Genomic DNA, 19353 nt, shown 5'->3' on the forward strand with positions numbered 1-19353 from the left:
CGGGCAAGGTACCCGCTCCCGCCCCCTCCCGTCCCGATTTCCGGCAACCCTCGGAGACGGACCGCTCACGCCCGGTAGACGTATGCGGCATGAGCAGCACACGTGATGAGACCTTCCACCACGCCTTCGGCGACCGCTTCGACGCCTCGGGGGTCACCCCGGACGGCGCCGCCTGGCTCGCTTCCGCGGGCACATACCCCCGCAGCACCCTCGCGCTCTGGGAGGAGCGGCCGGACGCACCGGTCGTCCTGCCCTGCGGCACCGTCTTCGACGTCGTCAGCGCGCCCGCGATCTTCGGGCGCCGGATGCTCGACCGGCTGTGGGACGAGGGCCCGGGGTCGGGGCCGGTGGCGGCGTTCCGGGGCAGGTTGCTGCTGTTCGCCGCTCCCGGCACGGCACAGCGGCTGCCCTCGCTGCTGCGCTGGGAGGAGTTCGGCCGCGCGGGGGCCGTCCCGCCGCTGCTGTGCCACGGCACCGGCGACGCGGTGACGGTTCCCGCCCCCTCGGCCGACGGCTCGCCCACCCGGTTCGGCTCGCGCTGGCTGGTCGCGCCGGACACCCGTCGTCCCTGGCTGCCGGGCCCCGAGGTCCTGCTGTGGGCGGCCGTGCGGGCGGCCCGCGCGGCCGTGCGGATATCGATTTTTCCTCCCGCCGATCAGGGTGCTAAGGTCTACGACGTCAGCAGGCGCCGCTAGCTCAGTTGGTTAGAGCAGCTGACTCTTAATCAGCGGGTCCGGGGTTCGAGTCCCTGGCGGCGCACGACACCGATAGGCCCCTCGCGAAAGCGAGGGGCCTTTTCGCATACCTCACCAGTCCCAACTGCCCCACCAGCCCCACAGGGCTCTACCCGACCGCGATCTTCACCGTCCACGCCCCCGAGCGCGTACGCCCCTCCACCGCCACCCGCACGTCCTCCCCCGGCACGGTGAAGCTCTCCCCGAGCGCGACCGGCGCGTCCGCGAGCGGAGGGTAGACGGAGTTCTCCCAGCAGGCCTCGGTGTGCGGGTGGGCGTCGATCACCTCGACCGGCCCGCGACCGGACTCGGCCCCGCTGTGCACCCGGTAGACGAGGATGCCCGGCCGGCAGGCCTGCGCGTCGTTGCCCACCGGCCCGCGCGCCTCGAAGGCGAGCACGCTGTCGATGCCGGTGCGCACGACCGCGAGCTTGGTCCCGCGGCCGAGCCCGAAGGCCGGCGCCCCGGCCGCGCCCTCGACGGGGACGCCGGGCCCCGCGCCGAGCGGCTCAAGGGTCAGCCGCGTCGGCTCGTACGCCCGTACGCACGCCACCTGCCGCGGCTTGATCCACCCGAGTTTCCACTTGTGCCAGCCGAACAGGTCCGGCGCCAGCCCGAACTGACTGCCCATCAGGTCCCAGTCCCCCACGAACGTGTCCCAGTCGCCCTTGCCGTCCACCGGCCGGTGGTACAGGTCCGGCAGGTCGAAGACATGCCCGGTCTCGTGGGCCAGCACCAGCCGGTCCGGCGGATGCCGCTCGAAGACCGTGACGACCCGCCGGAGGTCCGTGCCGTCGACCCGCAGCGGGGTCTCCAGGTTGACCACCTTCGTCGCGTCCGAGTCCACGCCGGGCGCGTGCGGATCGGCGACGAAGTAGACGATGTCGTAGCGCGAGAAGTCGACCCGCCCGTCGGTCACGGCGAGCGCGTCGCGCAGATAGGCGGCCCGGTGCGCGGTGCTCCAGTCGCGTTGCATGGCGTACGACGTCGAAGGCCGCGGCATCCGGATCCAGTGCCGCAGCGGGTGCGGGCGCAGGGTGAACCGGCCGTAGGAAGCGCGTTCGAAGAAGTCGCTGGTGGCCGGGAAGTGGTCGGCGGTCAGCTCGGCGGGCGTGGCCAGCGGGACCGAGTCCGGGAAGGACAGGAAGACCATCACCGCGTCGAGCGAGCGGGCCGGGCGCGGATACGCGGCGTTCCAGGTGTCCAGCCCCTCCGAGTGGTGGGCGTCGGTGCGCTCCAGGGCGCATGGGGCGGCCGCGAACGGCTCGGCGACCGAGGGGCCGGTCACGAGGGAGGTCGCGGCGAGCGCCGAAAGGGTGGTGAACACGGCCGCGGTGCTGCGCAGTCGGGGGCGCGGGAACTGACGCGGCACGGGGACCTCCGGGAACGGTTCACGGGATACCGAACCCAGCTTGTGATTATTTGTCATACAACGCCCTGTTTGCCTGCACCGGACGAGTGAGAGGGCGGAGGGATCGTCAGAAGCGACACCCGGGAGCGCTCACGGAACGTCACAACTGGTCAGGCGTCCGAGGAACCCGTCCAGACGCGAGCAGAAACGATCTGTCGGAAGTGCGGGTCGGTCCGGGACACTGGACAGTGGCTGGAAGGGCCCGGGGCCAGCCCCCTATGATCGGCACACTTTCCTGGCGGACAGCGATCGATTGCACTGCGGGAGTGAGCGGTGAGCGGAACGTCCGAAGGGCCGACGCCCGCGGCAGACCTCGACGGGTCAGCCGTCGCAGAGAGTGACAGCACCGCATCTCCACGTACGGCGGAGGCGTACCGTTCGGTGTTCGACGCCGCGCCGCTCGCCATGGCCGTCGTCGACCGCGAGGGTCTCGTCGTCGGCGCCAACGACAAGCTCGGCGAACTCCTCCACGTCGCACCGGAGGCGCTGGCCGGGCGTATCGCCGCCGACCTGGTGGACCTGGCCTCCGACGCCCGCTCCTGGCACGCCTACCGGGAGATCCTGCGCGGCCGGCAGGCCAAGCTGCGCTGCACGCGCCGCCTCAAGAACCCCGACGGCCAGTCCTTCTGGGCGCAGGTCACGGTCGCTCCCCTGCCCCAGGAGGGACCCGGCGTCGTCCTGCTGTGCGTCGCCGACGTCAGCGGCCACCGCGAACTCCAGGCCCGGCTGCACCACTTGCAGATGCACGACCCGGTGACCCAGCTGCCCAACCGCACCCTGTTCTTCGAACGCCTCACGGCCGCGCTGGAGGCGGAGTCGTACGAGCAGGGCGGCACCGGCCGGATCGGCCTGTGCTACCTGGACCTGGACGGCTTCAAGGCCGTCAACGACACTCTCGGCCACCGCGTCGGCGACCGCCTGCTGGCCGCCGTGGCCGAACGCCTCACGCACTGCGCGGAGGAAGCCGGCGCCGGCCGGGTGAGTACCCCGCTGGTGGCGCGGCTCGGCGGCGACGAATTCGCCCTGCTCGTCGAGGACTCCACGGGCACCGAGCAGCTCGCCGACCTCGCCGAGTCCGTCCTGACGGCGATTCAGGCGCCGTTCGACATCGCCGGCCGACGGCTGTCGGTCTCCGCCTCGATCGGTGTCGTGGAGCGGCAGGCGGCGGGCACGACGGCCACGGGCCTCATGCAGGCCGCCGATACGACGCTGTACTGGGCGAAGGCCGACGGCAAGTCCCGCTGGACGCTCTTCGACCCGGAGCGCAACGCCCACCGCATGACCCGCCAGGCCCTCGCCTCCACGCTCCGTCCGGCCATCGAACGCGGCGAGTTCACCCTCGAGTACCAGCCACTGGTGTGCATGGAGGACGGCCGGCTGCGGGGCGTCGAGGCGTTGGTGCGATGGAACCATCCGCAGTTCGGCGTACTGACGCCGAATCGGTTCATCGGATTGGCCGAGGAGGACGGCTCGATCGTGCCGCTCGGCCGCTGGGTCCTGGCCACCGCCTGCCGGCAGGCCCGCCGCTGGCAGTTGGACCACCCCGAGGAGCCGCCGATCTTCGTGAGCGTGAACGTGGCGGTGCGTCAGGTCTGGGACTCGGATCTGGTGGCGGACGTGGCGGAGATCCTCGCGGAGACGGGCCTGGAACCGGACTTGTTGCAGTTGGAGCTCACGGAGTCCGCGGTGATGGGCTCGGCGGGCCGCCCGCTCCAGGTGCTGCAGGCGCTCAGCGACATGGGCGTGCACATCGCCATCGACGACTTCGGCACGGGCTACTCGAACCTCGCGTACCTGAGCCGGCTGCCGGTGTCGGTACTGAAGCTGGACGGCTCCTTCGTCCGGGGGTTCCAGTACGAGGGGGAAGGCGTCCCCCCGAACCCGGCGGACGAGGTCGTCGTGGAGGCGATGATCCAGCTCGCCCACCGACTCGGCCTGACCGTCACCGCGGAGTGCGTGGAGACATCGGCGCAGGCCGCCCGGCTGCGGCGGATCGGATGCGACACCGGCCAGGGGTGGCTGTACTCGCGGCCGGTGCCGCCGGATCGTATCTCCGGATTGCTGGAGGTACGGGTCTGACGGGAGCCGCGAGACTCACGCCGTAGGCAGCCCGTAGGCGTCCGCGATCAGTTCGTACGACCGCAGGCGTACGTCCCCGCTGTGCGCGTTGCCCGTGATCATCAGCTCGTCGGCGCCGGTGCGCTTGTGCAGGTCGTCGAGGCCGGAGCGGACCTCGTCGGGGGTGCCGTGGATGACGTTGGCGTTCCAGGAGTCGACGAACTCCCGCTCCATCGGGCTGAACTCGTAGGCCTCCGCCTCTTCCGGGGTGGGGACGAGTCCAGGGCGGCCGGTGCGCAGGCGGATCATGTTCAGCGCGGCGGCCATGACCTGCCGGCGGGCCTCGTGGGGGTCCTCGGTGGCGAGGGCGGAGACGCCGATCAGGGCGTACGGCTCGTCCATGACGGCGGACGGCCGGAAGGACTCCCGGTACAGGTCCAGGGCCGGGACGGTGTTCTGCGCCGAGAAGTGGTGCGCGAAGGCGAAGGGCAGGCCGAGGGCGCCGGCGAGGCGGGCGCTGAAGCCGGAGGACCCGAGGAGCCAGACGGGCGGGCGGTGCGGGGACTGCACGCCGCCCGGGGAGGTCGCCTGGATCGGGCCCGGGACGGCGTGGATACGGCGGTAGCGGTGGCCGTCGGGAAAGTCGTCGTCGAGAAAACGGATCAGCTCGGCGAGCTGCTCGGGGAAGTCGTCGGCGCCTTCGTTGAGCCGCTCGGTACGGCGGAGGGCGGCGGCCGTGGCGCCGTCGGTGCCCGGCGCTCGACCGAGGCCGAGGTCGACGCGGCCCGGGGCCATGGCTTCCAGCGTGCCGAACTGCTCCGCGATGACCAGCGGGGCGTGATTGGGGAGCATCACGCCGCCCGAACCGAGGCGGATGCGGCTGGTGTGGGCGGCGAGGTGGGCGAGGATCACGGCGGGGGAGGACGAAGCCACGCCCGGCATGGAGTGGTGCTCGGCGACCCAGTAGCGGTGGAAGCCGCGGGACTCCGTGAGCTTGGCGATGGCGACGCTGGTGCGGAGGGCGTCGGTGGCGGTGCGGCCCGCGCCGACGGTGACCAGATCCAGGACGGAGAGGGGGGTGGGAGCGGTGCCGTGGGTTGTTCCCCGGATCTCGTGGGCCGTTGGGGTCACGGTGGGGGCCTCCTGTTGTGTGCCGTGCGTTGTCCTCCGGGGGTTAACAGGAGGGGGTCTCCGGTTATTCCCTTTGCCCACGAGCCCAGCCGACTCGGTCGGCCAAGAGGTGACCATCCCCTGAGGGCTCTCCGGGCTTTCGAGGTCCGCCGTGCTGCCGGAGGCGCGCGGACTGCGCGGACCGCTGTCCTGCCTCAGCGAGGCGCGGTACGGCGTCGCCTGGGGCGCGGCCCGCTCGGCCTTCCGGGCGGCGCTGGCCTACGCGGGCGACCGGGTCCAGTTCGGCCGCCCCGTCAGCGCCTACCAGCTGACCCAGGCCAAGCTGACCGACATGTCCCTCGAACCGACCAAGGGCACGTTGTTCGCCTTCCACCTCGGCCGTATCAAGGACGACCGGGGTCTGCGCCCTGAGCAGGTCGGTTACGGCAAAGCTCGACAACACCCGTACGGCACTGGAGATCTGCCACACCGACCTCGTGATCGGCCAGGCCCTGACGGGACAGGCCGCCTTCCGACGAACACCGCACCTCCGTCGGCGACGGACATCCGGCGGATCGGGTCGTCGGATGCGGCCACGGGACAGCACCACCATCGGGGCCGAAGCACCGCACCTCGACGAGTGGATCAGCCGGCGCTCTCCGGATGCGTGAGGTTCGTTCCGGTCGCGGGGTCGAACACGTGGGCCTTGGACATGTCGAGCCGCAGCTCCACGGGTTGGCCCTCGCGGGCGCGCGTGGCGGCGTCCAGGCGGGCCACGAGCTGCTGGGCCTCGGCGCCGGTGTCCCGCAGGCCCGAGTCCTTGGCGAGCTCCTCCAGTTCCGCGGTCGACGCGGGCCCGCCCTCCGCGGTGAAGTAGACGTACACATCGGAGCCCAGTGACTCCAGTACCTCCACGGTGGCGGTGTAGACCGGGCCGCGCCGGGCACCTCGCTCGGGCGACAGGGCCGCGTCCTCGAAGGCCTCGGGCCGCAGCCCGACGATGACCTCGCGGGGCGCGTTCCGCCGTTCGAGTGCCTGCCGCGTACGGTCGTCGAGGGGCAGGTCGCCCAGGGGCGAGCGCAGAACACCGGTCTCCAGCGTGGCGTTCAGGAAGTTCATCGCCGGGGAGCCGATGAAGCCCGCGACGAAGAGGTTGCGCGGAAAGTCGTAGAGCTGTGCCGGCGTGCCGATCTGCTGGACCAGGCCCTGCCGCATGACCACGACCCGGTCGCCGAGGGTCATCGCCTCGGTCTGGTCGTGGGTGACGTACACGGTGGTGGTGCCGAGGCGCCGTTGCAGACGGGAGATCTGGGTGCGCATCTGGACCCGCAGCTTGGCGTCCAGGTTGGACAGCGGCTCGTCCATCAGGAACGCCTTGGGATCACGGACGATGGCCCGCCCCATGGCCACCCGCTGACGCTGACCGCCCGAGAGGTTGGCGGGCTTGCGGTCCAGGTGCTCGGTCAGGTCGAGGATCCGGGCGGCTTCCTCGACCTTGGCGTTGACGGTGGATTTGTCCACCTTCGCCAGGCGCAGCGGAAAGCCCATGTTCTCGCGGACGCTCAAGTGCGGGTACAGGGCATAGCTCTGGAACACCATGGCGACGTCGCGTTCCTTGGGAGCGAGGTCGTTGACGACTCGGTCACCGATGCGCAGGGTGCCCTCGGTGATGTCCTCGAGTCCGGCGATCATGTTCAGGGTGGTGGACTTGCCGCATCCGGACGGACCGACCAGGATCACGAACTCGCCGTCGGCGATGTCGAGGTCCACATCCTGCACGGCGAGGGCTCCGTCGGGAAAGCGCTTGGTGACTCCCTCAAGGATGATCTCGGCCATGGCTGGTGCCTCCTTGCCTTGCGTGCCTTCCGGGTCCGGTCACCCCTTGACCGCCCCGGAGGTCAGTCCGGCGACGATCCGTCGCTGGAAGAGCAGAACGAAAACGATGATCGGGACGGTGATCACCACAGCAGCGGCGGCGATCGACCCGGTGGGCTGCTGGAACTGCGAGCTGCCGGTGAAGAACGCGATCGCGGCGGGCACGGTGCGCGCGGACTCGGTGGAGGTCAGCGAGATCGCGAACAGGAAGTCGTTCCAGCAGAAGATGAAGACGAGGATGGCGGTGGTGAACACGCCCGGCGCGGCCAGCGGCGCGATGACCAGCCGGAAGGCCTGTGCGGGAGTGGCCCCGTCCACCTTGGCGGCCTTCTCCAGGTCCCAGGGGATCTCCCGGAAGAACGCCGACAGGGTGTAGATGGCCAGCGGCAGGGAGAACGTCATGTACGGGATGATCAGCCCGGGCCAGGTGTCGAAAATCCCGATGATCCGTTCGATGTTGAACAGCGGTGACACCAGGGAGATCGGGGGAAACATCGCGATCAGCAGCGACATGCCGATGAGTACCTGCTTGCCGGGGAACCGCAGCCTGGCCACCGCGTAGGCCGCCATGGTGCCCAGCACCACCGCGATGGCGGTGGAGATCAGCGCGATGCCGATGGAGTTGATCAGCGCTCTGGTGAATTCGGAGGTCTCGAAGATGCCCCGGTAGTTCTCCCAGGTCCATTTCCTGGGGATGTAGTTGCCGTCCGTGAGGGTGCTGGGGTCCTTGAACGACAGCGCTGCGATCCACCACACCGGGAACAGGGCGTACAGCACCACCAGCACGTTCACGACGGCCCAGCGGGCGGCGTGCGTCTTCCCCACGGCGGCCATCAGCGCTTCACCTCCGCGCCGGGTGCGGCGGCGCCGAACAGTTTGACGAAGGTGAAGGCGATGATCCCGACGCAGATGAAGATCAGGACCGAGATCGCCGACCCGATGCCGAGGTTGAGCGCGGTGAAGAGGTTGTCGTAGCCGAGGATCGACACGGAGCCGGTGTCCTGGGCGCCCGCGGTCAGGATGTAGATGTTGTCGAAGATGCGGAACGCGTCCAGCGTGCGGAAGAGCAACGCCACCAGGATCGCCGGTGCCATCAGCGGCAGCGTGATCTTGGTGAAGCGCTGCCAGGCGGTGGCGCCGTCCACCATGGCCGCCTTCAGGGTCTCCTCGGGGACCAGGGCGAGTCCCGCGAGCAGCAGCAGCGCCATGAACGGCGTCGTCTTCCACACCTCGGCGAGAATGATCAGCCACAGGGCGGGCCACTGCTCGGTCAGCGGTGCCTCGCCGCTGGGCAGCAGCTCGGCGAGGTAGCCGAGTTCCGGCGTCCAGGCGTACTGCCAGGAGAACGCGGCGACGACGGTGACGATGCCGTACGGCACGAGGACCGAGGTGCGTACGGTGCCGCGTCCGAAGATCGTGCGGTGCATCACGGTGGCGATCGCCATGCCGAGGACCAGTTCGATGGCGACCGACACGACGGTGATGAACAGCGTCACCCAGAACGCGTCCCACCAGAACGAGGAGGACAGCACAGCCCCGTAGTTGCTCAGGCCCACGAACTCCGCCTGTCCCGGAAAGCGCAGGTCATACCGCTGGAGGGACAGGTAGACGGCGTACCCGATGGGATACGCGGTCACGGCGAGCATGACGACGACGGCCGGTGAGCAGAGCAGCCAGCCGAGTCGCCGCTCCTGCCGGGCGCCCGCCGAGAGTGCCGCCCGGCCCCGGCGCGTCCGCTCCGCCTCCGGGGGTGGCGGGGCTCCGGCCGGTTCCGCCTGCATGCTCATCTCGGACCGCCTGGGGACGGGACCCGCGCACGGCGGCGCCGGTCGGCGAAGTGGAGCGGGACCTGGTCGTTCACGGGATCACACCCTCGGATCGCAGGGCCTTGTCGATCTGTTCCCTGATGGTGTCGACCGAGCTTTCCGGGTCGATCTCGGAGGGCGGGGAGAGTGTGTGGGAGACCGCGATCGACACGTTCTGGTAGGCCGGGGTGAGCGGTCGCACGCTCGCCGACTCCAGGGCGGCCAGCACTTCCTTGGAGAAGGGGTACTCCTTCATGAACGCCGGTTCGTCGTACAGGGCGCGCAGGGTGGGCGGCAGGCCACCCTCCAGCGCGGCGGTGAGCTGGTTGTCGCGGTTGCGCAGGCACAGGGCCGCCTCGAAGGCCAGATCGGGGTGGCGCGAGTAGGCGCTCACCGCCAGGTCGATGCCGCCGATGGTGGGCCGTGCCGGACGGGCCGCGTCGACCCGCGGGTACGGCGCCCAGCGGAAGTTCTTGAACAGCTCCGGGTTGTTCTGCCTCATCGACGGATAGACGAACGGATAGTTGAGCTCGAACGCCGCCACCCCCGACTCCATGGCGAGGCGGTTCTGGTCCTCCATCTGGTTCGGCAGGGAGGGGTCCGCGGCCTCAGACCTCGCAAGGTCCCGCATGATCCCGGCGGCCCGCACGGCAGGAGAGCCCAGGGAGGGCTCGGTCGCGTTCCGGTTGAGGATCGAGCCGCCCGCACTGTTGATCAGCGTGTTGAACCAGACGGTCAGGCCCTCGTACTGGGCTCCCTGGATTTCCACGAGGTGTGGTTTTCCGTGCCGGGCAAGGTCACCGGCCATGTCCAGCATCTCGGCCCAGGTCCTGGGCGGGGTGGGCACCAGGTCCTTGCGGTACCAGAGCAGTTGGGTGTTGGTGTTGTACGGGACGGCGTACAGCTTGCCCTGCCAGGTCGAGGTCTGCAGCGGTACGCGCAGGGTGCCCTCGGTGGCCTGGCGCTTCACCGCCCCCGTCCATTCCCGGATCCAGCGCGCCTCGGCGAACTCCGCCGCCCAGGTGACGTCGAGGCCCAGGATGTCGAGCGCGGTGTCCTCGGCGGCGAGCCTGCGGACGAGTTGCTGGCGCTGGCCGTCGGCGGCACGCGGAAGCCTGTTGTAAGCGATCGAGTAGCGACCGCCCGACGCCTTGCTGCACCGGTCGGCCGCCTTCTGGAGTGCGCCGGAGTCGTCGGGGAAGTTGTACCAGTTCACGGTGGGCCGACCTGCGGCCTCGTCCCCGCCGCAGGCGGCGAGCATCGACGCCAGCAGGGGCAGTACGGCGAACGCCCGCAGTCGTCGCGTCCTTTGCGGACGGCGTTTCTTCCCGGAAATCGGCCGGCAGCCGCCACTCGCGTGCACGCGCTCCACACCTCGCTTCCGGGACGGTGACCACGGGGCTCGGAGCCCGCAGTGTTCTCTCCCGGCGACGCTAAGCATTATATAAACCAACATCAAGTACATACCGTCACATATCGACCAAATCGATCAGCAGTCCTCACCGGAAGAGAACCCCGGCCACAGGTCCTGCTGATGGTCACGGCCGCGCTGATCACACTCGCCGCGTTGAACAAGGACGCGCTGCCCGGCCGGAACTTCGTGGTCGGCTTTCTGCACGCTTGTGGGCTGAGCTAGCCGGGCCGTCTTCGGATGTGTGCGGCATCCGGGAAGAAACGGCCGCTACGGAACTCGGGGCAACTCGCCTCCAGCGGATGAACACGCACTGGGCGGGGCCGGCATGGATTCTGCTCGCAGGACGAAGAACAGGAATACAGGAAGCGCGGCTTGGCCGCGATGACTTCGGGGAACAGCTCGCGGGCGGCTGGATCAGGCTCTGGCTCGCTGATGACCGTGATCCGGAAACCTGCCGCGGTGAACGCCTCGATCATCGCGTGCAGCGGCCTGTGCCAGATACTCATCAGCGCGGTCTGGCCGCCCATGGTCCACTCTTCGGTCCAGTTGGTGGTGTCGAAATACTTGTACCCTGCCTCGCGGCCGACCTGGCGGTGCATGAGGTTGATGGCAAAGGGATGGTCGACAGACGCGATCAGCCGACCGCCGGGCTTGAGTATGCGTCGCAGCTCGGCCAGCGTCGGCCCCCAGTCCTCCCGGTAGTGCAGCACCAGGGACGCGACTACATCGTCGAACGTGTCACAGAGTAAGGAAGCGGGCTGCTCAGGTCAGCCACCTGCAGGTCCGCACTGTCGCCGAGCCGCCACCGGGCCAGCTCCAGCATCCCGGCACTCGCGTCGAAGCCGCTCACGATGGCGCCACGGTCGCGCAGCACCGCGAACAGGGCACCCGGAGCCCGCCGGCACGTCACCGGCAGCGCTTACAGCGTGCCGAGGAGGCCGGCCAACGCCTGTTCGCCGGACCACGAGCGGTGGGGCTCCTCGATGTGCTCGGAGACGGCGGGAAGGCGGGGCCGCCTGTAGTAGACGGCCCGCACCTCCTCCAGCCGCACGGAGCGGTACTCGTCAGCCAGGACCCCCGCCCAGGGTGCTGCAGCGTGCTCGACGGACAGGGAGACGGTGAGCGGGAAGTCGCCCGTGTCGAACCGCATCACCGGCACATGCCGGATCGTCAGCTCGTCGACCACCAGGTCCGCCGCGGGGTCCAGTTCCTTGGTGACGACCAGCACCGGGCCGCCGGACAGGTGCTGTGTCACCGCATCAAGTACGGGTCGGCGGTGTCGTCGTTCTTGCTGTCCCAGTTGGTGTTCGTGCAGCTTCCGGCCAGGTTGGCGGACCGGCTCCACAGGGCGCCGGTGCCCTCGGTCAGGACGTTGACCTGTCGGACCGGGTCGTACATGAACGAGCCCGCCTCCAGGGTCACGGTGTACGGGGTGCGTTCGGCGCGGGCGCCGAACGGGACGAGCGCTGCTGCTGTGGGCATGAGGTGCCTCCTGTCGTTGATGTTGCTCGGGCTGTTCTCCGCCCCGCCTACGCCCGAGGGCGGTGGCGAGGGTCTTGCGGGGGCCCGCTCCGCCCCGGTGGGGAGCCTGCTGTGTGGGGGCGGAGCGGGGGTCGTTCACCGTCTGGTGCCGGGCGCTCGGTCTCCGGCACCGGGCGGCGGTTCATGGAGCGCTGCCAGTGGTGTGCGGTGGGCGCAGGGCTCGCAGATCCACAGCTGGAACAACCGGCCGCGGTGACGCGCCACGCCCAACACATGGCCGACCGTCCCAAACCGGCGGGCGCAGCGCGTGCAGTCGACGGCCATCTGCCGGCGCGGGCCGAGCTGGGCGACGCGCGGCATCTCGGCCACGGCAGGCGCGCTCATGGTTCGCCGTCCGCGCGCAGCTCGGCCCACACGCGTTTCCCGCCGTGCACGAGCTCACTGCCCCACGCGTGAGCGAGGGCGTCGACGAGCATCAAGCCGCGGCCGTTCTCGTCGTCGGCCGCCGGTGTACCCGCGGTGAGTCTGGTGCGTGAGGTGTCGGTCACGACGATTCGCGCGGACTCCGTGCCGGTCCGGGTGATCGAAGCGCCGACCGTGGCGGCGTCCGTGTGCTCCACCGCGTTGGCGACCAGCTCGGTGACGACCTGCCGGGCCACGTCCGCCAGTTGTGGAAGGCCCCAGGCCTCCAGCGCCAGCGCTATGTCCCGCCGCGCCTGAACGGCGGCCTCCCGCGTCGCCGGATAGCGCCCCTGATAGCGCTGCGGTCCTACTGGTACGGCCGTCATGGTCATCGTCGCGCCCCCTGGGTGGTACTCGCGTTCGACGTCAACTGCACCTCTGCTGTCACGTAGAGACAACGGCCGTTCACGGAACGCCACCGGACCTACGCGCGGACCTTCCGCCGGACTTTTTCTCAGGCGCCGGACTTTTCGAGTCCAGCACGGCGGCTACGGTCGACGAGAGCAGACACCTTCGGGGAGGCCAGGGGTGGATGAAACGCTGACGCCGTTCGCACATGCCTGCATGGAGCGTGGATGGGCCAAACCGTCGACGTTTGTCCCGGCCTTCGAGGCGACCGCCGAATTAGTCGGGGAACAGGTGACCGTCACCGATCGCCAGTTCCGGCGGTGGCGGCAGCCGAATCCGCCCAGGCCACACCCCCCGGCCTGGCGGGTGCTGCACGCGATGTTCGGCATGAACCCCGCTGACCTCGGCTTCCCGGGGCCAGGGCCAGGCACGACGGCGGACGCACCTCAAGCACCGCCGAAAGAGGTGAACGTGGACCGCAGGACCTTCGTCGCCGACTCGATCGGCCTCGCCGCCGGCCTGGCGGTGGGACCTCGGGAGAGCACCGGGGTCCCGGATGCCGTGGGCACCGCTCACCTTCTCGAACTCCGCGAGGGCCTGCGGTCGCTGTACACGCTCGATGACGCATACGGAGGCGGCGACGTCCGGTCCCTTGCCGTCCGCCACCTCCGGCGTGTGCGCCGGATCATCAACACCAGCAGCTATCCGGACACCATCGGCCGCCAACTCCAGCTCCTCGCGGGCGAGACGGCCGAGCACTGTGCCTGGCTGTACTACGACGCCGACGAACAGGACACCGCCCGCCGCTACTGGGGCGAGGCCCTGACCACCGCGACCATGCTCCACGACGCAGGCCTTCAGGTCCTGATCCTCGTCTCGCTGAGCATGCAGGCCAGCTACGAAGGACGGCCCCGCGACGGCTACGACCTGGCGCGCGCAGCCCACTCGCTCGCCGTCCCCTTCGGCTCCCCGGCTCTGCTGTCCCTGATCTCCGCCCGTGAGGCCCGCGCCCTGGCTCTCATGAAGGACCAGAGCAGCGCACGCAAGCGGCTCGCCGACTCCATGCGCATGGTGGACCGCTCCGACCGCGGACGTCCTGCCCCGGACTGGGCCGCCTTCCACGGACAAGCCGAACTCGACTACGCCCAGGGCCTGCTGTACTCCGACACCGGGCACCACAAGGCCGCGGTGCCCTTCCTGCGCGCAGCGCTCGCCCACCAAGACCGGTCGTACGGGCGCAACCGAGCCCTGTACCGGATGACCCTCGCCCGCAGTCTCGTCCGGGCCGGCGAAGTCGACGAGGGCGCGGCCGAGGCGGTCGGCAGCCTCACCCACCTCGAAGAGGTGGAGTCCGGCCGCGTGAACCGCCGGGTCGCCGAGGTGCGCGACCTCCTTCGGAACGTCGACGCGGTGAGCGCCCGCGATGCCGCCTACGAGCTGACCGAGTACACCACCCAGCTGAAGGGAGCCGTGTGATGGCCGAGGTGACGTACGAGCGGCATGAGAGTCCGGGCGGCGCCCACCGACTCGACGCCTTCCTCCCCGCCTACGAGGAGGTGTACGCCGAGCCGCCGTACTGCGAGGGCCCGCGCGACGTCGCCGAGTTCATCGACCATTACCAGGTGCAAGCCCAGCGGCCCGGCTTCCGTCTCGTCCTGGCCCGCGAGGGAGACGAGGTCATCGGCTTCACATATGGCTACTACCTCGCCCCTGACACCCGCTGGTGGAAGAACCTCCAGGGCATCGAGCTGCCGGAGCACTTCACACGCGAGGACGGCCACCGCACGTTCGTCATCATCGAGCTGGCCGTACGGAAGGCGTGGCGCCGGCGAGGCATCGCCACCGCGCTGCACACGCGGCTCCTCGACGGCCTGGACGCCGAGCGGGTCACGCTGACGATGCGGCCAGAACCCGAGGCCGCGCCGGCGCAGTCCGCCTACGCGGCTTGGGGGTACCGGAACGTCGGCGTGTCCCATCCGTGGGACGAGGCGCCGCTGTACGACTGCATGGTCCGTGATCTCCGCTGAGGCGAGACGCCCACCCCGTGGCGGGCGCGGGCAGCAGACGGACCCGAGACGGAACACGTGCCGTCTCGGGGGCTGCTCAACTTCCGTCGCTGCCGGGAAGTGGCACGGCGGCACCCGCGGGGGTCTGGGGCGCAGCCCCGCAGGGGCGAGGGCCACCATCCGCCCGACCGAGTCAGATGGCGGGTGGGCGAAGGCCGGGTGTCTGGGCGCGAAGCCCACAGGCCATGGTCACCTCCCGGCCCACCGAGTCGGGTGGGCGGGTGGACGAAGGCCCCGGGGGGCGGAGCCCCCAGGGCGCACCCCAGAGCCCGGCCCTCAGGCCTGGACGATCGGCTCCCTGGTGAACAGCGCCCCCAGCGCCGGCGCGTTCACCCGGCGGTCCGTCAGCCTCAGCGCCTCCCACACCGTCACCTGGTTCGCCGTGAGGACCGGCTTGCCGATTTCCTTTTCCAGGGCCGGGATGTGGGCCGCCGTATGCAGCGCCGTGTCGGGCAGCAGGAGCGCCTGGGCATCCGGATCATCGGCCTCGCGTGCGAGCGCGAACACCTCCGCCTCGCCCCACGTGCCGACCTCCGCCGCCGTGATGATCCCGGAGCCGCGAAGCGCCACGACCTCCGCACCGCCCGCCCGCAGGAACTCCGCGAAGAGGTCCGCCACGTCGTCCGGGTACGTCGCGCCCACCGCGACCCGCCCGGCCCCCAGCTCCCGCACCGCGTGCATGAAGGCGAAGGACGTGGAGGACGCCGGCATGCCCGCCGTGAGGGCGAGGGTGCGCACCTGCTCGTGGGCGCCCTCCCAGCCGTAGACGAAGCTGCCGCTGGTGCAGGCCCACACCACGGACTCGGCGCCCGCCAGGCGGAGTTCCTCGACGCCCGCCGCGAGCCGCCCCGCGGAGCCCATCTCGCGCAGGGCGTCGACCCGGTGGGCGTCCTCACCGATGTCGGTGTGCACCACGTCCAGTCGGATGTCGCTGCCCAGCAGTTGCTCGATGCGCGGATAGTCGTCCTCGGCGGAGTGGCCCGGGTAGAGGAATCCGAGTGCTGTCATGTCCAGCCTTCCTGCTGCTGCTCTTCGTCCGGCAGTGCCGCCACTCCCGGGAGTCCGGTCGCGTCCGGCAGTACGGGACCGCCGGTCCGCGCCGCCGGATCGATCAGCGCCTGGTACGGTCCCACGGCTCGGGTACCCAGTCGGCGCAACGCCGCCCACATCGTCACCTGGTTGGCCGAGATCACCGGCATCCGCAGTTCCGCCTCCAGCTGGGGGATGACGTCGAACGTCGGCAGGTTCGTGCAGCTGATGAACAGCGCGTCGGCGTCGCCGCCCACGGCCTTGCGGGCCATGTCCGCCACATCGCGGTACGGGACCTTCCAGATGTGCCTGGTCAGGCCCATGTACGCGCATCCGCTGACCGTGACGCCGGCCTCCGCCACGTACTCCTCCAGCGCGCGGGTCACCGACACCGTGTACGGCGTCACCAGCGCCACCCGCCGTACGCCCAGCTCCTCCAGCGCCTCCAGCAGCGCCCCGGACGTCGTCACCGACGGCACGGCGCCCGCCGTGGTCATCGCCCCGCACATCGCTCGCTCCCCGGCGACCCCGCCGACGAAACTGCCGGACGTACACGCGTAGGCCACGACCTCGGGTGCGACCGCGGTCAGTGTGCGCACCGCCTCGTGCAGGGTCTCGTGCTCGCTGACCAGACGGGCCAGGTCGAGACTGACCTCGACCGGGACGTACGGAGTCCGCGTCAGGTGCAGGGACACCTCGTCGGGGACCCAGCGCCAGAGCTCGCGGTCGAGGGCGAAGTCGAACGGAGCGACGACACCGACACCGCGCTGGGGGCGGGGGCCACCCAGAAAGGAAACGTCCATGACAGACACCGGCCTCACACTGAGGGACCAGGGGACAACGGACCGTACACGCACCCGTTGTTGACGAAGGTAGGTTCGGGTGCGAGCGTGGGTCAATCCGTGCTTGTCACGCCCGTGTCACACCCCCGTCAATCCCTCGTATCCGCCCACGTCAGGCGGCTGTCCTGCCCGAAAATCGGCTTCCGAACGGCTCCCCCATGACAGCACCCGAATCCGGTCCGCCTCCCTCTTTCGGCGCTTCCGCCGAAGGCACCCCCACAGTCCTCGTCCTCGACGCCGATCCGCTGCCCCGGCTCGGCCGCCTCACCGGCCGCGCCCGGATCGAGCACGCGGATGAATCGACGCTCGCCGAGCGGCTGCCGTACGCCGATGTGCTGCTGGTGTGGGACTTCACCTCGCACGCGGTACGGGCGGCCTGGCCGGGTGAGGGCCCGCGGCCGCGCTGGGTGCACACGGCGAGCGCGGGCGTGGACCACCTGATGTGTCCCGAACTCGCCGCCTCCGACACGGTGGTGACGAACGCCCGGGGCGTCTTCGACCAGCCGATCGCCGAGTACGTCGCCGCGCTCGTGCTGGCGATGGCCAAGGATCTGCCCCGCACCTGGGACCTCCAGCGGGAGCGGACCTGGCGGCACCGCGAGTCGGAGCGGGTCTCCGGCACGCGCGCGTGCGTCGTGGGGGCCGGGCCCATCGGACGGGCGATCGTCTCCACGCTCGAGGCGCTCGGCATCACCGCCGCGCTCGTCGGCCGCACCCCGCGCGCCGGTGTCCACGGCCCCGAGGACCTCGACCGGCTGCTGGCCCGCGCCGACTGGGTGATCGCGGCGGCGCCGCTGACCGAGCAGACGCACGGCATGTTCGACGCCCGCCGCTTCGGCGTGATGCAGCCTTCCGCGCGGTTCGTCAACATCGGCCGGGGGCAGTTGGTGGTCGAGGACGCGCTCGCGGAGGCGCTGTCCAAGCGCTGGATCGCGGGTGCGGCCCTGGACGTCTTCGAGCATGAGCCGCTGACCGCCGACAGCCCGTTGTGGCAGGTCCCGAACCTGATCGTCTCCCCGCACATGAGCGGCGACACGGTTGGCTGGCGGGAGGAACTGGGCACTCAGTTCGTGGAGATGTACGAGCGCTGGGAGGCGGGAAAGCCGCTGCCGAACGTGGTCGACAAGCAGCGTGGGTACGTACCAGGCCACTGATCGTCCTGACCGTCCTACGGAGGCGCGGATGCCGGAGCTCACCGAACTGACCGCAGTACAACTCGTCGACGGCTACCGCAAGGGCGAATTCAGCCCCGTGGAGGCGACCCGCGCGGCCCTGGAGCGGGCGGAGGCGATCCAGCCGGAGGTGAACGCCTTCGTGCGCCTCCTCGCGGACCAGGCCCTCGCGCAGGCGCGGGCGTCGGCCGACCGATGGCGGCGCGGCGAGCCGGCCGGGCTGGTGGACGGCGTGCCGACCACGGTGAAGGACATCCTGCTGCTGCGCGGGGCGCCGACACTCAAGGGCTCGAAGGCGATCTCGGAGCACGGCCGCTGGGACGAGGACGCCCCGTCCGTCGCCCGGCTGCGCGAGCACGGTGCCGTCTTCCTCGGCAAGACCACGACACCCGAGTTCGGCTGGAAGGGCGTGACGGACTCGCCGCTGAACGGAGTGACCCGCAATCCCCACGACCCGTCGCGCACCGCGGGCGGCTCCAGCGGCGGCGCGGCGGCGGCCGTGGCTCGTGGCGCGGGACCGCTCGCCCTCGGCACGGACGGCGGCGGCAGTGTCCGTATCCCGGCGGCCTTCTGCGGCATCTTCGCGCTCAAGCCGACGTACGGCCGAGTCCCGCTGTACCCCGCGAGCGCTTTCGGCACCCTCGCCCACGTGGGCCCGATGACGCGCACCGCGGCGGACGCCGCCCTCCTCCTCGACGTCATCGGCACCCCCGACTCCCGTGACTGGTCGGCGCTCGGCGCGGCGCCCGGCTCGTTCGCGGCGGGGCTGTCGGGCGGGGTGCACGGTCTGCGCGTCGCCTACTCACCCACCCTCGGCGGCCAGGTGGCGGTGCAGCCGGCGGTCGCGGCGGCGGTGCGCCGGGCGGTGGAGCGGCTGGCGGATCTCGGCGCGTACGTGACCGAGGCCGACCCCGACTTCACCGAACCGGTGGACGCCTTCCACACCCTGTGGTTCAGCGGCGCGGCCCGGGTGACCCAGCCCTTCGGCCCGCACCAGCGGGAGCTGCTCGACCCCGGCCTCAGGGAGATCTGCGACCAGGGCGCCCGCTACAGCGCGCTCGACTACCTGGCCGCGGTCGACGTCCGCATGGAGCTCGGCCGCCGCATGGGCCACTTCCACGACTCCTACGACCTGCTGGTCACCCCCACCCTCCCGATCACCGCCTTCGAGGCGGGCGCCGAGGTCCCGAAGGGCTCGGGCCACCGCCGCTGGACGGGCTGGACGCCCTTCACGTACCCGTTCAACATGACCCAGCAGCCGGCCGCGTCCGTACCGGTGGGGACGGACGGCGACGGGCTGCCGGTGGGCCTGCAGATCGTGGCCGCCCGGCACCGGGACGATCTGGTGCTGCGGGCGGCGCACGCGTTGGACGAGGCGGGGGTGACGGGGGCCGGAAGCTGAGCGTCCTGGCTAGGGCCTGTTGCGAAAGTGGCGTCGTCGCCCGAAGGGCGGCCGCGCGGCGTCCGGTGCGGGCTCTCGGCGTGCCGCCCGGAAGCCCTCGTACTGGGCGTACTCGGGCTTTCGGGCGGTGCGCCGAGAGCCCG

18 protein-coding genes, 1 tRNA gene and 2 pseudogenes are annotated in these 19353 nt (G+C 70.7%); 8 read left to right on the forward strand and 13 right to left on the reverse strand.

The features are described 5' to 3' along the window. The first annotated feature begins 89 nt into the window (after window positions 1-89). Both Q4V64_RS18650 and Q4V64_RS18655 read left to right on the forward strand, forming a co-directional pair. Window positions 90-695: a bifunctional DNA primase/polymerase gene (locus tag Q4V64_RS18650; RefSeq protein ID WP_124442006.1), complete on the forward strand. Its 606-nt coding sequence runs from the start codon at window positions 90-92 to the stop codon at window positions 693-695. Further along, window positions 686-759, forward strand: a tRNA-Lys gene (locus tag Q4V64_RS18655). The genes Q4V64_RS18650 and Q4V64_RS18655 overlap by 10 nt, the downstream gene beginning before the upstream one ends. Window positions 760-843: 84 nt before the next feature. On the opposite strand, the gene Q4V64_RS18660 is transcribed toward Q4V64_RS18655, so the two are convergent. After that, window positions 844-2106, reverse strand: a complete 1263-nt coding sequence (locus Q4V64_RS18660) for a M6 family metalloprotease domain-containing protein (RefSeq protein ID WP_253267141.1) — start codon at window positions 2104-2106, stop codon at window positions 844-846. A gap of 312 nt (window positions 2107-2418) precedes the next feature. Between Q4V64_RS18660 and Q4V64_RS18665 the strand changes: the two genes are divergently transcribed. After that, window positions 2419-4224 carry an EAL domain-containing protein gene (locus Q4V64_RS18665; protein WP_124442004.1) on the forward strand — a complete coding sequence of 602 codons (1806 nt, stop codon included), beginning with the start codon at window positions 2419-2421 and terminating at the stop codon, window positions 4222-4224. 15 nt (window positions 4225-4239) lie between these two features. On the opposite strand, the gene Q4V64_RS18670 is transcribed toward Q4V64_RS18665, so the two are convergent. After that, entirely contained in the window at window positions 4240-5334 is a 1095-nt protein-coding gene (locus tag Q4V64_RS18670; RefSeq protein ID WP_124442003.1) for an LLM class flavin-dependent oxidoreductase, read from the reverse strand. Between the two features lie 148 nt (window positions 5335-5482). Between Q4V64_RS18670 and Q4V64_RS55075 the strand changes: the two are divergent. After that, window positions 5483-5849, forward strand: a pseudogene (locus Q4V64_RS55075) (acyl-CoA dehydrogenase family protein); the annotation flags it as partial. Between the two features lie 109 nt (window positions 5850-5958). Here the strand turns inward: Q4V64_RS55075 and ugpC are convergent. From ugpC to Q4V64_RS18720, 9 genes and pseudogenes are all read right to left on the reverse strand, one after another. Then, window positions 5959-7149 (reverse strand): sn-glycerol-3-phosphate ABC transporter ATP-binding protein UgpC, encoded by a 1191-nt coding sequence (gene ugpC / locus Q4V64_RS18680; RefSeq protein ID WP_124442002.1) that lies wholly within the window; start codon window positions 7147-7149, stop codon window positions 5959-5961. Window positions 7150-7188: 39 nt separating this feature from the next. Then, on the reverse strand, window positions 7189-8022 hold the full coding sequence (locus Q4V64_RS18685; RefSeq protein ID WP_124442001.1) for a carbohydrate ABC transporter permease: 834 nt from the start codon (window positions 8020-8022) through the stop codon (window positions 7189-7191). Beyond that, on the reverse strand, window positions 8022-8975 hold the full coding sequence (locus Q4V64_RS18690) for a sugar ABC transporter permease (protein WP_124442000.1): 954 nt from the start codon (window positions 8973-8975) through the stop codon (window positions 8022-8024). Before Q4V64_RS18690 ends, Q4V64_RS18685 begins: the two co-directional genes overlap by 1 nt. Before the next feature lie 70 nt (window positions 8976-9045). Further along, a complete protein-coding gene (locus tag Q4V64_RS18695; protein ID WP_253267140.1) occupies window positions 9046-10356 on the reverse strand; it encodes an ABC transporter substrate-binding protein in 1311 nt (436 codons plus the stop codon). Window positions 10357-10674: 318 nt separating this feature from the next. Then, window positions 10675-11296 (reverse strand): annotated as a pseudogene (locus Q4V64_RS18700) (class I SAM-dependent methyltransferase); the annotation flags it as partial. Window positions 11297-11326: 30 nt separating this feature from the next. Further along, complete coding sequence (locus Q4V64_RS18705; RefSeq protein WP_216377647.1) at window positions 11327-11662, reverse strand: MvdC/MvdD family ATP grasp protein; 336 nt, start codon at window positions 11660-11662, stop codon at window positions 11327-11329. Continuing rightward, window positions 11659-11889 (reverse strand): putative ATP-grasp-modified RiPP, encoded by a 231-nt coding sequence (gene tgmA / locus Q4V64_RS18710; protein WP_303710567.1) that lies wholly within the window; start codon window positions 11887-11889, stop codon window positions 11659-11661. Before tgmA ends, Q4V64_RS18705 begins: the two co-directional genes overlap by 4 nt. 135 nt (window positions 11890-12024) lie before the next feature. Continuing rightward, a complete protein-coding gene (locus tag Q4V64_RS18715; RefSeq protein ID WP_124441998.1) occupies window positions 12025-12273 on the reverse strand; it encodes a hypothetical protein in 249 nt (82 codons plus the stop codon). Next, window positions 12270-12683: an ATP-binding protein gene (locus Q4V64_RS18720; RefSeq protein ID WP_253267139.1), complete on the reverse strand. Its 414-nt coding sequence runs from the start codon at window positions 12681-12683 to the stop codon at window positions 12270-12272. Before Q4V64_RS18720 ends, Q4V64_RS18715 begins: the two co-directional genes overlap by 4 nt. Before the next feature lie 487 nt (window positions 12684-13170). Here Q4V64_RS18720 and Q4V64_RS18725 point away from each other — a divergent pair, with 487 nt between their 5' ends. Both Q4V64_RS18725 and Q4V64_RS18730 read left to right on the forward strand, forming a co-directional pair. Beyond that, complete coding sequence (locus Q4V64_RS18725) at window positions 13171-14175, forward strand: hypothetical protein (protein ID WP_253267138.1); 1005 nt, start codon at window positions 13171-13173, stop codon at window positions 14173-14175. Next, entirely contained in the window at window positions 14175-14726 is a 552-nt protein-coding gene (locus tag Q4V64_RS18730) for a GNAT family N-acetyltransferase (protein ID WP_124441996.1), read from the forward strand. Before Q4V64_RS18725 ends, Q4V64_RS18730 begins: the two co-directional genes overlap by 1 nt. Window positions 14727-15041: 315 nt before the next feature. On the opposite strand, the gene Q4V64_RS18735 is transcribed toward Q4V64_RS18730, so the two are convergent. Together Q4V64_RS18735 and Q4V64_RS18740 are read right to left on the reverse strand one after the other, a co-directional pair. Then, window positions 15042-15773, reverse strand: a complete 732-nt coding sequence (locus tag Q4V64_RS18735; RefSeq protein ID WP_124441995.1) for an aspartate/glutamate racemase family protein — start codon at window positions 15771-15773, stop codon at window positions 15042-15044. Beyond that, entirely contained in the window at window positions 15770-16597 is an 828-nt protein-coding gene (locus Q4V64_RS18740; protein ID WP_124441994.1) for an aspartate/glutamate racemase family protein, read from the reverse strand. The genes Q4V64_RS18735 and Q4V64_RS18740 overlap by 4 nt, the downstream gene beginning before the upstream one ends. A gap of 197 nt (window positions 16598-16794) precedes the next feature. Between Q4V64_RS18740 and Q4V64_RS18745 the strand changes: the two genes are divergently transcribed. Together Q4V64_RS18745 and Q4V64_RS18750 are read left to right on the forward strand one after the other, a co-directional pair. Beyond that, on the forward strand, window positions 16795-17790 hold the full coding sequence (locus tag Q4V64_RS18745; protein ID WP_124441993.1) for a D-2-hydroxyacid dehydrogenase: 996 nt from the start codon (window positions 16795-16797) through the stop codon (window positions 17788-17790). Between the two features lie 28 nt (window positions 17791-17818). Beyond that, the gene (locus Q4V64_RS18750) at window positions 17819-19210 is read left to right on the forward strand and encodes an amidase (protein WP_124441992.1); all 1392 of its coding nucleotides are present in this window, start codon (window positions 17819-17821) and stop codon (window positions 19208-19210) included. The last annotated feature ends 143 nt before the right edge of the window (window positions 19211-19353 follow it).

Source organism: Streptomyces sp. NL15-2K (assembly GCF_030551255.1).
In the GTDB taxonomy this organism is placed as follows: domain Bacteria; phylum Actinomycetota; class Actinomycetes; order Streptomycetales; family Streptomycetaceae; genus Streptomyces.